The following is a 13,630-nucleotide window of genomic DNA, read 5'->3' on the forward strand; positions in this document are numbered from 1 at the left end:
CCGAACCAACACGGAAAACAGGACGACGGGGGCAGGGAATGGTCATGAGGTCGGCTGGAGGGTTGTTGCTGTCATGGCTGCTGGCCTTGTGTTCCTTTGCTGCGGTAGCAGCGCAAGGCGAGGGAGCCCCCCAGGCCGGGGAGCTGGCCCCCGCCGAGCTGAAGATCGAAAACCGCAGCGTGATCGTGTTTCGCGGCACCTTGCTGGGTGAGTCGCCGGCGGCGCGGGCGCGGCGAGCCAAGGCGGTGATCGAGGAGATTTTGCAGGACGGCGGCGACCTGGCAGTAAGCACCGATTCGATTCAGGACAGTTACCTGGTGCTGCTGGGCTACAGCCGCGCCTTCATCGTCTCGCCGCAGGACATCGAGCAGCCGGGCGTTTCCACGCGCGAGGCGGCCGATAAGGCTGCGGCCAACCTGCGCCAGGTGGTGACCGAAGCCGGCGAGGCGCGCAATCTGCAGTTCCTGCTCCGCGCCGCGGGCTATGCGGCAGTGGCCTCATTGCTCTACCTGCTGCTGTTGCGCGGGGCCGGTTACCTGCGGAGCAAATCGCTGGGCGTGTTGCCCAAGCTGATGCAGCGGCATACCCATCTGTTGCGCCTGGGGCGCACGCCGGTATTCGACACCCAGTACCTCTGCTACCTGCTCGGGCGCGCGATCTGGCTGCTCTACTGGCTGGCAGCGTTGCTGCTGAGCTACCAGTGGCTGAGCTTCGTGCTTTCGCAGTTCCCCTATACGCGGCCCTGGGGGGAAAGTCTCAACGTTCACCTGCTGGACCTGGCGCGCTACCTGCTCAACGGCATCCTAAGCGCCTTGCCGGGGCTCGCCGTGGCGCTCTGTATCCTGGTCATGGCCCGCGCCTTCACCGGCTTCAGCCGTCGCCTGCTGCAACGCCTGGCACGCCCCGGGAACCTGCGCTGGCTCACTGCGGAAACCCTGCAGCCGACTACCCGGCTGACTTCTCTGGCGATCTGGCTGTTCGCCATCGTCATGGCCTATCCCTATCTGCCGGGCGCCGGTACGGAAGCCTTCAAGGGGTTATCGGTACTGGTGGGCCTGATGATCTCCCTGGGTGCCTCCAGCGTGATCGGACAGGCGGCGTCAGGACTGATCCTCACCTATTCGCGCACCCTGCGCGCCGGGGAGTTCGTGCGCATCGGCGACCACGAGGGCACGGTGACCGAGGTGGGCATGTTCAACACCACCATCCGCACCGGCCTGGGGGAGGTGCTGACACTGCCCAACTCGATGATCACCGGCTCGGTCACGCGCAACTATTCGCGCATCGTCCAGGGACAGGGCTACGTCGTGGATACCGTAGTGACTATCGGATACGACACTCCCTGGCGACAGGTGGAAGCGATGCTGATCGAGGCGGCGCGGCGTACCGACGGCATCCTGCAATACCCCGCGCCCCAGGTGTTCCAGACCGCGCTTTCGGATTTCTATCCCGAATACCGGCTGGTCGCCCAGGCCATCCCCAGCGAGCCGCGGCCGCGCGCGGAACTGCTGAGCCTGCTGCACGCCCATATCCAGGACGTGTTCAACGAATACGGCGTGCAGATCATGTCGCCGCACTACCTGGGCGACCCGCAGCAGCCCAAGTGGGTGCCGCGCGAGCAGTGGCACGCGGCGCCGGCCAGGCCCGACACCGATCGCTGAACCTGCCGCGCCGTCGCGGCGTCATCTATCCTGATCCGTCCATGGCCTGTGGCACTCGGCAGGCCGCCCCCTTCGCCATCGCCGGAGAAATGTCATGAACCTGCACCTGTCAGACAAGCTCGCCCTGGTCAGCGGTTCGACCAAGGGCATCGGATTCGCCATCGCCCAGGGCCTGGCCCGGGAAGGGGCGAGGGTGATCCTCAATGGCCGCAGCCAGGCCTCGGTGGACGACGCCCTGGCGCGCATTCGCACCGGGCAGGGCGATGCGAAGGTGGAAGGGTTTGCCGGCGACCTGTCCGATCCGCAGCAGATTGCCGCGCTGGTGCAGCGTTATCCGGCGGTGGATGTGCTGGTGAACAACCTGGGCATCTTCGATCCCAAGCCCTTCGAGGAGATTGCGGACCAGGAGTGGCTACGCTTTCTCGACGTCAACCTGCTCTCCGGCGTGCGCCTGTCCCGCGCCTACCTGCCGGGCATGAAGCAGAAGAACTGGGGGCGGGTGGTGTTCATCAGCAGCGAGAGCGGCATCCAGATCCCTGTGGAGATGATCCATTACGGCGTCACCAAGACCGCCCAGCTCGGCCTTTCACGCGGCCTTGCGGAAAGCTGTGCGGGCACCGGGGTGACGGTGAATGCGGTACTGCCGGGGCCAACGGCGTCCGAGGGAGTGGGCGATTTCGTCGACAAGCTTTCCGGTGGTCAGCCGTTCGAGGAATTCGAGGCGGAATTCTTCCGTACCGCGCGGCCGGGGTCGCTGCTGCAGCGTTTCGCCCGCCCCGAGGAGATTGCCAACCTGGTGCTGTATGTCTGCTCGGAGGCTTCGTCCGCCACCAACGGCGCGGCGCTGCGGGTGGACGGCGGATTGGTGCGCTCGGCCTTCTGAGTCACTCGGCGCTGCAGTTCTCGAATTCCAGCCCCAGCGCCAGGTCGCCACAGCCGAGCTCGCCTAACCACCGCTGCGCTTTCGGGCCGGACAGGTGCGCCTCCAACTCGGCCTGGCTGGCCCAGCGGGTCTGCACCTGCCAACGGTCGGCGGCCAGCTTCTGTAACGCGCTGCCCTGGCAGCCGGGTTGCTGGCGGACCTGCATGATCAATTGTTGGAGGTGCTCGCCCAGGGCGGCAGCCTGGCCGGGGAAGGCCTGGACGCGGACGATGGCAATGGCGGACGGGGACATGGCGAGGCTCCTTCTGTGCAGGGTGGCCATTGGGCGCTGATGCCGGAGTCCGGTAAAGGCCGGAAGCGGCTTTCAAAACCGATGCTGGCAGGTTACGGCCAGCGCCCCTGCGGCTGAACCGCCAATTTCCGGAAAAACCGCCGAGCCAATCCTTCCACAGCGCACCGCGAATTGACCGGGAGCTGGGCTCTGGCGCTCAGGCCAACTGCTGCAACAGGTCGCGAACCTTGTCCAGCGCAGGGTCGATATCCAGGGTGTCGATGGCGCCGAAGCCCAGCAGCAGGCCGTCGCGTACCGGCACCTGGTGATGGAAGGGCGCCAGACCATAGAGGCCGACCTCGACCTTGCGCGCCAGTTCGCAGAGCAGCGCCACGTTGCGAGGCTCGCGCAGCAACGCGCAGAGATGGAAGCCTGCCACCGAAGGCACCGCTTCCAGCCAGGGCGAAAGGTCGCCCGCCAGCCGCGCGAGGATGCGTTCGCGGCGCCCGGCATAGATGCCGTGGCAGCGGCGGATATGCTTGAGCAGATACCCCTCGCTGATGAACCTGGCCAGCGCCCACTGCGGCAGCGTCGAGCTGTGCCAGTCGCAGATCTGCCTGGCCTGCACCAGCGCCGGAAACAGCCTGGGCGGCGGGATCAGGTAGCCCAGGCGCAGCTCCGGCAGCACCACCTTGGAGAAGGTGCCGATGTATGCCACCACGCCGTGGCGGTCGAGGCTCTGCAGCGCGTCGGCGGGCCGGCCTTCGTAGCGGAATTCGCTGTCATAGTCGTCCTCGATCACCAGTGCGCCCAGTTCCAGCGCCCGCGCCAGCAGCGCCTCGCGGCGCGCCGGGCTCATCGGCATACCCAGTGGGAACTGATGGGAGGGGGTGGTGTAGATCATCCGCGTGCCGTCGGGAATCAGCCCGACGCAGATGCCTTCGGCGTCCACCGGTATGCTGGCCACCTCGGCGCCCAGGGTCTGGAAGATCAGCCGCGCCGGGGTGTAACCGGGGTCTTCCATGGCCACCTTGTCGCCGGGGCGGAGCATGACGCGGGCGAGCAGGTCCAGCGCCTGCTGCGCGCCGTTGCAGACCATCACGTCGTCCAGTTGGCAGTTCACCCCGCGGGCATAGGCAATGTGCCGGGCGATGCCGTCGCGCAGCGGCGCGATGCCCTCGGGCGAGCTGTAGTGCCCTCGCAAGCCGGCCATCTGGCGCATGGCATGGTTCACGCAGCGCCGCCATTCCTCCTGGGGAAATTGCAACTGGGTGGTGGCGCCGCCGATGAAGTCGGCTTTTGCCGTGCCAGCGCCAGGGTGGCGCAGGCGGGTGTCGAGGCTGGCCCAGCGCTCGATGTTGTCCTGGCTGGCGAAGCGCACACCGTCCTGGCGCCGGTCGTGGCGCGGCAGGTGGGTGTTGACGAAGGTGCCGCTGCCAATCCTGCCCACCAGGACGCCTTCGTAGGTCAGCTGGGCATAGGTGTCGGAGATGGTCTTGCGCGAGATACCCAACTGCTCGGCCAGCAGGCGGCTGGGCGGCAGGCGCGTGCCGGCGGCGAGGCGGCCGGAGTCGATGGCTTCGCGCAGCTGGCGATAGAGTTGCCCGGCAAGATCCTTCTGGCCGTGGATGATCAGGTGCAGCTCCAAGGGCGAACTCCGCAGCTTCTGGGCAGTGCGGCAAGCGTAGCGCCGGCTTGTTGCGCGGTGAAGTTGCGCAGTCGAAATCCAGCGGATTGGTCAACTGCCTGGGGCGCGGTGCGGCGCACAATGCCCTGGTCATTTATTGGAGTGCCATCATGCAGCCGCGTCTGGATTACTACACCGCCTCGCCGGAAGCGCTGAAGGCGGTGCTGGCGCTGGAAGCCGCCACCTTCGAACTGTCCGTGGAAAAACCGTTGCTGGAGCTGGTACGCCTGCGCGTGTCGCAGGTGAACGACTGCGCCTTCTGTGCCGACATGCATGCCATGGAAGCCCGGCGCAACGGCGAGACCGAGCGGCGCCTGTTCGCCGTCAGCGTCTGGCGCGAGTCACCGTTCTTCACCGAGCGCGAACGGGCGGCGCTGGCCTGGTGCGAATCGGTCACGCTGCTGTCCGAATCCAAGGTGCCGCTGGAGGACTTCCAGCTCGCCCGCGAGCAGTTCAGTGAGCGGGAGCTGGTGGACCTGACCGTGGCCATCGGCGCGATCAACCTGTGGAACCGCCTGGGCGTCTCCTTCCGCCAGCAGCCGCCGGCGTGAACCGTGCATTTGTAGGGCGAATAACGCGTCAGCATTATCCGCCATGAGGTGGTAGGTGGATAACCTGTTCCAGGTTATCCGCCCTACGTGGGCACCACCTCGGCGCGGCGCAACGGCAGGCAGCACAGCGCGCCGATCAGCAACGCACTGGCCGCCGCCCCCAGGGCCGGGATGAAGCTGCCGGTCAGCCCGCGCAGGGCGCTGGCTGCCAGCGGCCCGACGATTTGCCCAACTCCATACAGCGCCGTCATCGCCGCCAGCACATTGAAGCGAACTTGCGCGGCCACGGCGCGGGCGGCCGGCATGGCGATGGTCACGGTGCCCATGAAGCTGCCGCCTACCAGCACCGCGCTGCCCAGGTAAAGGAATGCCGAGTCGCCCAGTGCCGGTAGCATCACGCCGACGGCCTGCACCAGCAGGTTCAGCGCCAGCGCGCGACGACCGCCGAGCTTCAGGTGCAGGCGGTGCCAGAGGAAGCACGACGGTGCGGCGCCCAGGCCGAACGCGGCCCAGACCTGCAGTGGGTCGATGGCACCCAGGCCGCTTTTCATCAGCAGCGGCAGGTAGGTGGCGGTGATGATGTAGCCGAAACCGGCCAGCCCGTAGACCAGCAGGATGATCAGCGCGGACAGCTCCGGCGCCACCCCTGCACCGTTCGCGGCGTGATGCGGTTTGGTCGGCGCCTCCCGACCGAGCGCGGGCGCGGCCAGCAACGACAGCACCAGCCCAGCCAGCGCCAGCACGCACCAGATCGCCGCGCTGCCGAGGCCCAAGGCGTTGCCAGCGGCGATGAGTTCCGCCGAGACCAGGATGCCGATCCCCACGCCCGCGAACATCATCGGCGCGCCGTGGCTTTCGCCCATGCTCTGCAACAGCCATTGCGCGGCGCTGACCAGGGCCATGGCGCTGAGCACGCCGGCCAGCAGGCGCACGCCGATGGCGAACCCGGTCGGCGCGGGAATGGCCATGGCGGCGAGGGTGGCCAGGGTGCCGACCAGGGCGATCACGCAGATGCGCGCGGCATGCCGTTCGTGGCTGCGCGCCAGCAGCAGCGCGCCGAGCAGATAGCCGGCGTAGTTGGCCGAGGCGGCCAGGGAGCCGCCAGTGACGCTGAGCACCCCGTCGCGCACCATCAGAGGGTAGAGGCCGGTGAAGGCGAAACGGCCGAAACCCATGCCGACAGCCAGGATCAGCGCTGCGGACAACGCGGCGGGCAGGCGGCGAGTGCGGCTCACGAACGTGCCTCCAGGGCTTCCCGCCAGCGCTGGAAGGCGCCGGTGGCGTAGCCGTCGCGCCAGATCAGCAGGGTGTCCACTTCCATCAGCGGTACCACCTGCAAGGCCGGCATGTCCCGTTGCAGCTCCAGCACCGAGCGCGGCAGGACGCCGAAGCAGGAGCCGGCATTCACACAGGCGAGGATGCCGTGATAGGAGCCCACTTCCTGCACGGCGAGCGAGGCCCCCTTCAACCAGCGCTCGAGCAGTTGGCGGTAAGTGCAGCCACGGGCGAAGCCCACCAGGGTGCGGATCTGTACATCCTCGGGGCGCTCGACCGGCGGGTGGTCGCCGGGCAGCACCAGCAGCAGTTCCTCGCGAAACACAGGTTCAGCGCACAGGCCCCGTTCCAGCAGCGATTCGAAACCCGGATCGGCATGGAGGATGTCAGGGTGGGAAATCAGCGCGCAGTCCAGTTGGCGGTCCAGCACCTGATTGATCAGCTTCTGGCTATGCCCCGTGCTGACGTGCAGTTCGACCTCGGGATGCGCGCGGTGAAAGCCAGCGAGGATATTCGGCAACCGGCTGGCCGCAGCGGCTTCCATGCTGCCCAGGCGCAGGCTGCCGGCAGCGCTCTGCGGGTGCAGCGACTGCCGCGCTTCGCTGGCCAGGGCCAGCAACTGCTCGGTGTAGCGGAGGAATTCGCGGCCCTGGTCGGTCAGCGTCATGCGCTTGCCGTCGCGCAGGAACAGCGCCGCACCGAGGTCTTCCTCGAGCTGGCGGATGCGCGTGGTGACGTTCGATTGCACGCGTTGCAGACGGGCAGCGGCGCGGGTGACGCTTTGCTCCTCGGCCACGCAACGGAAGATTTCCAGGCTGGAGAGATCCATTGTCGATCTTCTTTAGAGAATACGTTGTCGATAATATTCTCTTTGTGAGATTGTTGGTCAAGTGCAAATCAGCCAGGCGCCCCCGTCGCCGGCTCCGACCCCGAGGACCCCCGTCATGCGCATCACCGAACTGCTCGGCATCCAGCACCCCATCATCCAGGCGCCGATGGTCGGCGTGTCCACCCCGGCGCTGGCCGCGGCGGTGTCCAACGCCGGCGGGTTGGGCTCCATCGGCCTGGGTGCGAGCAGTGCCACCCAGGCCCGCGCGCTGCTGGCGCAGACCCGCGAGCTGACCGACAAGCCGCTCAACCTCAACCTGTTCTGCCACCGTCCGGCCGTGGCGGATCCGGCTCGCGAGGCAGCCTGGCTGGAACACCTGCGCCCGCTGTTCGCCGAGTTCGATGCGCAGCCGCCAGCACAGATCACCGAGATCTACCGCAGCTTCCTGGCCGATCCGCAGATGCTGGACTTCCTCATCGAAGCGCGCCCGGCCGTGGTCAGCTTCCACTTCGGCCTGCCGCCGCAGGACTGGATCGACCGCCTGAAAGCCGCGGGCATCCGTCTGCTGGCGACCGCCACCTGCCTTGCAGAAGGCCGCGTCATCGAGGCGGCGGGCATCGACGCCATCGTCGCGCAAGGCTATGAGGCCGGCGGGCACCGGGGCGTGTTCGAGCCGGAGAAGGACGCGCGCATCGGCACCTTCGCGCTGGTCCGCACACTGGTGAAAGGTACAGGCCTGCCGGTGATCGCGGCGGGGGGCATCATGGACGGACAGGGCATGCGCGCGGTGTTCGAACTGGGCGCGCAGGCGGTGCAGATGGGGACGGCGTTCATCGCTGCCGACGAGTCCTCGGCCAACGCCGCGTTCAAGGCGGCGCTGCGAGGGGAGCGAGGCGAGCGCACCGAGGTGACGGCGGCGATTTCCGGCCGTGCCGCGCGGGGCATGGTCAACCGGCTGTTCACTGATGTCGGAAGTTCGAGTGGGCCGGCGTTGCCCGACTACCCGATCACCTACGATGCGGCCAAGGCCCTGACCGCCGCGGCGGCCGCCAAGGGCAACGGCGATTTCGCCGTGCAATGGGCCGGTCAGGGCGCGCCTTTGGCGCGGGAAATGCCCGCGGCGGAGTTGGTCTCGACCCTGATGGCCGAGTTCCGCTGCGGCACAGAGCTGTAGGAGCGAGGTGGACGCCTGGTTTTTGCTCGCGAACGGATTTCCCGGCGGCACAGACGTCAGGCGTTTCGCGAGCAAGCTCGCTCCTACAAGAGCCCGTGCGGCGCCGAGGCGGATGGCATGCCCGATCAGCGGGCGCTGACGGCCGCGGCGGGCTTCGCCCGTGGTCGCCACAGCTCGGCCAGCAGCACGCCGGCCAGGGTCAGCGCGCCGCCCACCAGGTGGTAGCCGGTCAGTTGCTCGCCCAGCACCACGGCGGCGATGGCGGCGGTCAGCACCGGCAGCAGGTTGAAGAACAGCGACATGCGGCTTGGCCCCATGCGCTGCACGCCCTGCATCCACGCCAGCGCGCCGACGATAGAGGCCAGCAGCCCGGCATACAGCACCAGCGGCAGGTTGGCGGCGTTCAGACCATGGTGCGGCGAGGCCACATAGAGCGGCGCCAGCGCGACGATGGCGACCAGCACCTGCAGGTACAGCATCAGCAGCGGCGGCAACGGCAGGTTCCATTTCTTCAACAGTACGCCGTATACGCCGTAGGCGAGGGTGGCGACGATCATCATGCCGTCGCCCAGGTTCACGCCGTGGCTGAGCAGTTGCCGCGGGCTGCCCTGGGTGATCACCAGCAGCACGCCGCCCAGCGACACCAGCGCGCCCAGCAGGGCGGCGAGGCTCAGCCGGTGGCGCAGCAGCACGGAGGCCAGCGCCAGTGACATCAGTGGCATCAGCGAGAGGATGATGCCCATGTTGGTCGCCGAGGTGAGCGCGGCGGCGTAGTAGGCCAGGCACTGGTAGACAGCCATGCCGAGCAGGCCGAGGGTGACGATCCTGCCCAGGTTGGCGCGGATCACCGGCCAGTGGGCGAGGGTAGCGCGCAGCAGGAAGGGCGTCAGCAGCGCGCCGGCCAGAACCCAGCGGAAGAAGCCGATCTCCGCCGGGGCGATCTGCCCCACGGCGAGCTTGTTGACGACGGTATTGCCGGACCAGATGACCACGGCCAGCAGGGGGAACAGGTAATTCATGGGATTCTTGCGGGGCTCGGGTTTGGCTTCGGAGTGGGGTTGTTTCCCTCTCCCTAACCCTCTCCCTGAAGGGAGAGGGGACGGTCTGGAGCTGCCGGAAAGTCCAGTGTTAGCCGGCTGACTCCGCTATTGCGCTGACTGCCAAACGGCTCCCTCTCCCTTCAGAGCGGGGCGCGTAGCCAGGGCTGGGGAGAGGGCTCCATATATGGCGCCTATTCTCGCCTCGTCCGAATCCAGACGTATAATGAAAACCGGACAATCCACCCCGGCATTCGGACATGACCCGCGCACTGCCGCTCCCGCTTCCCGATATCGATCAACTGCCCGCCGAGCTGTACTTCCGCTACGACGAGTTCGACGCCGGCACCCATTCGCCCCGCCATCGCCACGCCTGGGGCCAGCTCAACTACGCCTCCCACGGAGTGATGGAGCTTGAGGTGGACGGCCAGCGCTTCCTTTCGCCGCCGCAGTACGCCGTGTGGGTGCCGCCGGGGCTCGAACACAGCTGCTACAACCGCCAGGCGATCATCTACCGCTCGCTCTACGTATCCGCCGAACTGGCGCGCAAGTTGCCGCGGTCCCCTTGCACGCTGGCGATCAGCGACATCCTCAAGGCGATCCTTTCCGATTTCGCCGCGCGCGGGGTGAACATCCCGCAGAGTCCGGCGGACCAGCGCCTGGCCGAAGTGGTGATGGACCAGTTGCAGGCCGCGCAGCCGCACGACGACTACCTGCCGTATGCCAACGGTGGTGCACTGGGTGAAGTGCTGGCCGCGCTGCAGGCCGAGCCGGGCGACAACCGCACCCTCGCGCAATGGGCCGAGCGCGTGCACAGCACCGAACGCACCCTGGCGCGGGCGTGTCAGCGGGAATTGGGAATGTCGTTCGGCGAATGGCGCCAGCGCCTGCGGTTTCTTGCCGCCATCGAGGCACTGGCATCGGGGGAGGGGGTGCAGCAGATCGCCTTCAACCTGGGCTACAGCAGCCCTTCGGCGTTCATCGCGATGTTCCGGCGGTTGTCGGGCACCACGCCGGAGCAGTATCGACTGACCTTCCGCGCCCTGGCGGAAGGCTGAGGCTCAAAACGCAATCTCAGCGCTTGCCGTCTTCCAGCCCCTTGAGGGTCTTGCGGCAGTGGACCAGCGCATCGCGCACCATGAAGTTCACCAGCGTCGGGGAAACGCCCAGTTCCTCGGCGATCTCCTTCTGCGTGCGGCCGTGCAGGCGGTACATCTCGAAGGCGTAGCGGGTGCGCTCGGGCAGGGTCTGCAGGGCGCTGGAAATAGCCTCCAGGGTCTGCCGGTCCTCGTGCTCGGCCTCCGGTGAGGCGGACGGCGTCGCGATGTGCATGCCTTCTTCCTCGCTACCCGAGTAGCGCTTTTCCAGCGCCTGGCGGCGATAGAGGTCGATGGCCAGGTTGCGCACCACGCGCATCAGGTAGCCGCTCTGCGACTGGATGCCGGGAGTGAGGTCGCTCGCATTGAGCTTGATGTACGCATCGTGCACCACGTCTTCGGCATGGCTGCGGCAGCCGAGGATGCGTGCGGCCGCATTGATGAAGGTCTGCCGGTGGGTAGCGAACAGCTCGTGGAGAGCGGGGCGCGGCTCGGCGGGCATTGGCTTGGACATGCAAGGTTTCCTATGCGGCGGCGGAGGCGGGGACGTCCACATGGGTTGAGGCGGTCAATCTAGATCAAATGATAATTATTATCAATTTATTCGGAAGACTCCGACTATCGCTCTGGAACAGGGTTCCCACACCAGTCTGAAGATTTTTCATTCGCATCCATTCGTCAGGTCTCTCGGTACTTGGGTGAAGGACAAGCCTGGAAATTTCGCCGGCACATATCTTATGAGAATTAATCGCATCCGAGAACACTAACTATTTCATCATCTCCCTCGTCTTCATGGCAGAGCTGGAAAACATCGGTAATGGCCGGTGGCCGGCATCCCACACAGCTGAAGGAGAAGGGCGATGGCGTTCGATCGCGAAGATGCGGTTTACAAGGTGCTGGTCAATGGCGAAGAGCAGTACTCGCTGTGGCCGGACTACAAGGAAGTTCCCGCCGGCTGGCGCGAAGCAGGCAAGCAGGGCAGCAAGGTCGACTGCCTCGCCTTCGTCGAAGCCAACTGGACCGACATGCGCCCGCTGAGCCTTCGGCAGAAGATGGCCGAGGTGCAGTAACCGATGCTGCGCCTGTTCTGCCTGCCGTACTCCGGCGCCAGCGCCATGCTCTATGCCCGCTGGAAGCGCCAGCTGCCGGGCTGGATCGAAGTCTGCCCGGTGGAGCTGCCCGGTCGTGGCCGGCGCTTTGCCGAGCGCCTGCAGACCGATCTGCGTGCCCTGGCCAGCCAACTGGCGAATGAAATCGCCGCGCGCCTGGACCAGCCCTACGCGCTCTTCGGCCACAGCCTCGGTGGCCTGCTGGCTTTCGAACTCGCCCACGCCCTGCGCGAGCGTGGCCTGCCGAGGCCGCAGGCGCTGTTCGCCTCGGCGGCCTCCGCGCCGGCCCGCCGCGACAGCCATCGCGAGCTGGCACAGGAGCAGAGCGATGCCCAGCTGATCGAGCGCATGCGCCGCCTGGGCGGCACGCCCGAAGCGGTATTCGCCGACGAGGAAATGCTGCGCCTGACCCTGCCGGTGATGCGCGCCGACTTTCTCCTCTGCGGCCTTTACGACTACCGCCCTCGTGCGCCGTTGGCCTGCCCGATCCATGTGTTCGGCGGCAAGGCCGACCGGCTCTCGGTGGATTCCCTGTCCGCGTGGCAGGACGAAACCAGCGCAGGCTTCTCCCTGGAGATGCTCGACGGCGGCCATTTCTTTCTCAACGACGGCGAGGCGCGCCTGCTCGAGCTGCTGCTCGGCCACCTGCGCCAGCCCGGCCCGTCGACCAGCGCAGCGCTGGCCTGATCGATTCAAGCGGAGACCCCGATGCCAAGCTCCTCTCTGTTCGACATTGCTCCCCTGGCCGAAGCGCGCGGCGGCCTGCCCCTGCTGGTCCAGGCCCGCGGCGACGGCATCGACCTGCTCGACGCCCTGGCCGAGCTGCGGCCGCTGGTGGCGGAACGCCTGCCGGTCTGCGCCGGCATGCTCTTTCGTGGCTTCCAGGCCGGCGCACCGGAGCGCTTCCGCGAGTTCGCCGCCGGCTTCGGCCATCCGCTGCTCAACTACGAGTTCGGCTCCACTCCGCGCAGCAACGTTACCAGTGGCGTGTACACCTCCACCGAGTACCCGCCACACCAGCACATCCCGCTGCACAACGAGCAGGCCTACACCCGCGAGTGGCCCATGAAGATCTGGTTCTACTGCGTGCAGGCCGCACAGAGCGGCGGCGAGACGCCCATCGCCGACAGCCGCGAGATCTATCGCCAGGTGGACGAAGGCATCCGCCGGCGCTTCAGCGAACGCGGCCTGATGTACACCCGCAACTTCGGCAATGGCCTGGACGTGGCCTGGGAGCAGGTGTTCAACAGCGACGATCCGGCCGTGGTGGAGGCCTACTGCAAGGCCCACCGGATCGGCTGGGAATGGAAGGAAGACGGCGAGCTGCGCACCCGCCAGGTCTGCCAGGCCGTCGCGCAGCACCCGGTGACCCGCGACTGGGTCTGGTTCAACCAGGCGCACCTGTTCCACGTTTCCAACCTGCCGCCGGACGTGCGCGAGAGCCTGCTGGAAATCGTCGATGAGGAGGATCTGCCGCGCAACGTCTACTACGGCGACGGCAGTCCCATCGAGCCCTCGGTACTCGACGAAGTGCGCGGCGTGCTGGAGGAGGCGAAGGTGAGCTTCCCCTGGTACAGCGGCGACGTCCTGATGCTCGACAACATGCTCGCCGCCCATGCGCGCTCGCCGTTCTCAGGCCCGCGCAAGGTGGTGGTGGCGATGGCGGAAGGGCATGGGGCTGACGCACAAGGCTGAACGCCGCACGGGTAGCGCCCAGCGCCAGAGTGACTGGTAGCACCCTCTCCCTAGCCCTCTGACTAGGCGTCCCCTCCATGAAGGGAGAGGGGACTGGTTCGGAGCAGATGGATGTATCAGGAGTACGCCGGACCTGTCAGCCGGCACAGATAGCGCCCTCTCCCTTCAGGGAGAGGGCGGGGGGAGAGGGCAGCGTCCAGCGCCGGAGCGGCCGGAAGCACCCTCTCCCTAACCCTCTGACTAGGCGTCCCCCCCATGAAGGGAGAGGGGACTGGTTCGGAGCAGATGGATGTATCAGCAGTACGCCGGACCTGTCAGCCGGCACAGATAGCTCCCTCTCCCTTCAGGGAGAGGGCGGGGG

At 67.0% G+C, this 13,630-nt stretch carries 14 protein-coding genes; 8 read left to right on the plus strand and 6 right to left on the minus strand.

Annotated features, from left to right (window positions below; all coding sequences use genetic code 11):
• The first annotated feature begins 44 nt into the window (after positions 1–44).
• Both C167_RS0124325 and C167_RS0124330 read left to right on the plus strand, forming a co-directional pair.
• Entirely contained in the window at positions 45–1,661 is a 1,617-nt protein-coding gene (locus tag C167_RS0124325; RefSeq protein WP_026079248.1) for a mechanosensitive ion channel family protein, read from the plus strand.
• Positions 1,662–1,755: 94 nt separating this feature from the next.
• Complete coding sequence (locus C167_RS0124330; protein ID WP_017520919.1) at positions 1,756–2,544, plus strand: SDR family NAD(P)-dependent oxidoreductase; 789 nt, start codon at positions 1,756–1,758, stop codon at positions 2,542–2,544.
• Position 2,545: 1 nt separating this feature from the next.
• On the opposite strand, the gene C167_RS0124335 is transcribed toward C167_RS0124330, so the two are convergent.
• Positions 2,546–2,836, minus strand: coding sequence for a putative quinol monooxygenase (locus C167_RS0124335; RefSeq protein WP_017520920.1), 291 nt, complete (start codon positions 2,834–2,836; stop codon positions 2,546–2,548).
• Between the two features lie 196 nt (positions 2,837–3,032).
• On the minus strand, positions 3,033–4,463 hold the full coding sequence (locus tag C167_RS0124340; RefSeq protein ID WP_017520921.1) for a PLP-dependent aminotransferase family protein: 1,431 nt from the start codon (positions 4,461–4,463) through the stop codon (positions 3,033–3,035).
• 149 nt (positions 4,464–4,612) lie between these two features.
• On the opposite strand from C167_RS0124340, the gene C167_RS0124345 reads away from it, so the two are divergent.
• Positions 4,613–5,053 (plus strand): carboxymuconolactone decarboxylase family protein, encoded by a 441-nt coding sequence (locus C167_RS0124345; RefSeq protein ID WP_026079249.1) that lies wholly within the window; start codon positions 4,613–4,615, stop codon positions 5,051–5,053.
• Positions 5,054–5,136: 83 nt separating this feature from the next.
• Here the strand turns inward: C167_RS0124345 and C167_RS0124350 are convergent, their stop codons facing one another.
• Complete coding sequence (locus C167_RS0124350) at positions 5,137–6,288, minus strand: YbfB/YjiJ family MFS transporter (protein ID WP_017520923.1); 1,152 nt, start codon at positions 6,286–6,288, stop codon at positions 5,137–5,139.
• A complete protein-coding gene (locus C167_RS0124355; RefSeq protein WP_017520924.1) occupies positions 6,285–7,157 on the minus strand; it encodes a LysR family transcriptional regulator in 873 nt (290 codons plus the stop codon). Before C167_RS0124355 ends, C167_RS0124350 begins: the two co-directional genes overlap by 4 nt.
• A gap of 115 nt (positions 7,158–7,272) precedes the next feature.
• Between C167_RS0124355 and C167_RS0124360 the strand changes: the two genes are divergently transcribed.
• Positions 7,273–8,331: an NAD(P)H-dependent flavin oxidoreductase gene (locus tag C167_RS0124360; protein WP_017520925.1), complete on the plus strand. Its 1,059-nt coding sequence runs from the start codon at positions 7,273–7,275 to the stop codon at positions 8,329–8,331.
• 125 nt (positions 8,332–8,456) lie between these two features.
• On the opposite strand, the gene C167_RS0124365 is transcribed toward C167_RS0124360, so the two are convergent.
• Entirely contained in the window at positions 8,457–9,350 is an 894-nt protein-coding gene (locus C167_RS0124365) for a DMT family transporter (protein ID WP_017520926.1), read from the minus strand.
• A gap of 278 nt (positions 9,351–9,628) precedes the next feature.
• On the opposite strand from C167_RS0124365, the gene C167_RS0124370 reads away from it, so the two are divergent.
• Positions 9,629–10,426, plus strand: coding sequence for an AraC family transcriptional regulator (locus C167_RS0124370; protein ID WP_017520927.1), 798 nt, complete (start codon positions 9,629–9,631; stop codon positions 10,424–10,426).
• A 16-nt stretch (positions 10,427–10,442) separates the two neighbouring features.
• On the opposite strand, the gene C167_RS0124375 is transcribed toward C167_RS0124370, so the two are convergent.
• The gene (locus tag C167_RS0124375; protein WP_017520928.1) at positions 10,443–10,979 is read right to left on the minus strand and encodes an RNA polymerase factor sigma-70; all 537 of its coding nucleotides are present in this window, start codon (positions 10,977–10,979) and stop codon (positions 10,443–10,445) included.
• 346 nt (positions 10,980–11,325) lie between these two features.
• Here C167_RS0124375 and C167_RS0124380 point away from each other — a divergent pair, with 346 nt between their 5' ends.
• The 3 genes from C167_RS0124380 to C167_RS0124390 are packed head-to-tail and all read left to right on the plus strand — an operon-like array spanning position 11,326 to position 13,269.
• Positions 11,326–11,535, plus strand: a complete 210-nt coding sequence (locus C167_RS0124380; RefSeq protein ID WP_017520929.1) for an MbtH family protein — start codon at positions 11,326–11,328, stop codon at positions 11,533–11,535.
• Positions 11,536–11,538: 3 nt separating this feature from the next.
• The gene (locus tag C167_RS0124385; protein ID WP_017520930.1) at positions 11,539–12,261 is read left to right on the plus strand and encodes a thioesterase II family protein; all 723 of its coding nucleotides are present in this window, start codon (positions 11,539–11,541) and stop codon (positions 12,259–12,261) included.
• A gap of 21 nt (positions 12,262–12,282) precedes the next feature.
• Positions 12,283–13,269, plus strand: coding sequence for a TauD/TfdA family dioxygenase (locus C167_RS0124390; protein ID WP_017520931.1), 987 nt, complete (start codon positions 12,283–12,285; stop codon positions 13,267–13,269).
• The last annotated feature ends 361 nt before the right edge of the window (positions 13,270–13,630 follow it).

The organism is Pseudomonas nitroreducens TX1 (assembly GCF_000313755.1).
Lineage (GTDB): Bacteria > Pseudomonadota > Gammaproteobacteria > Pseudomonadales > Pseudomonadaceae > Pseudomonas > Pseudomonas nitroreducens_A.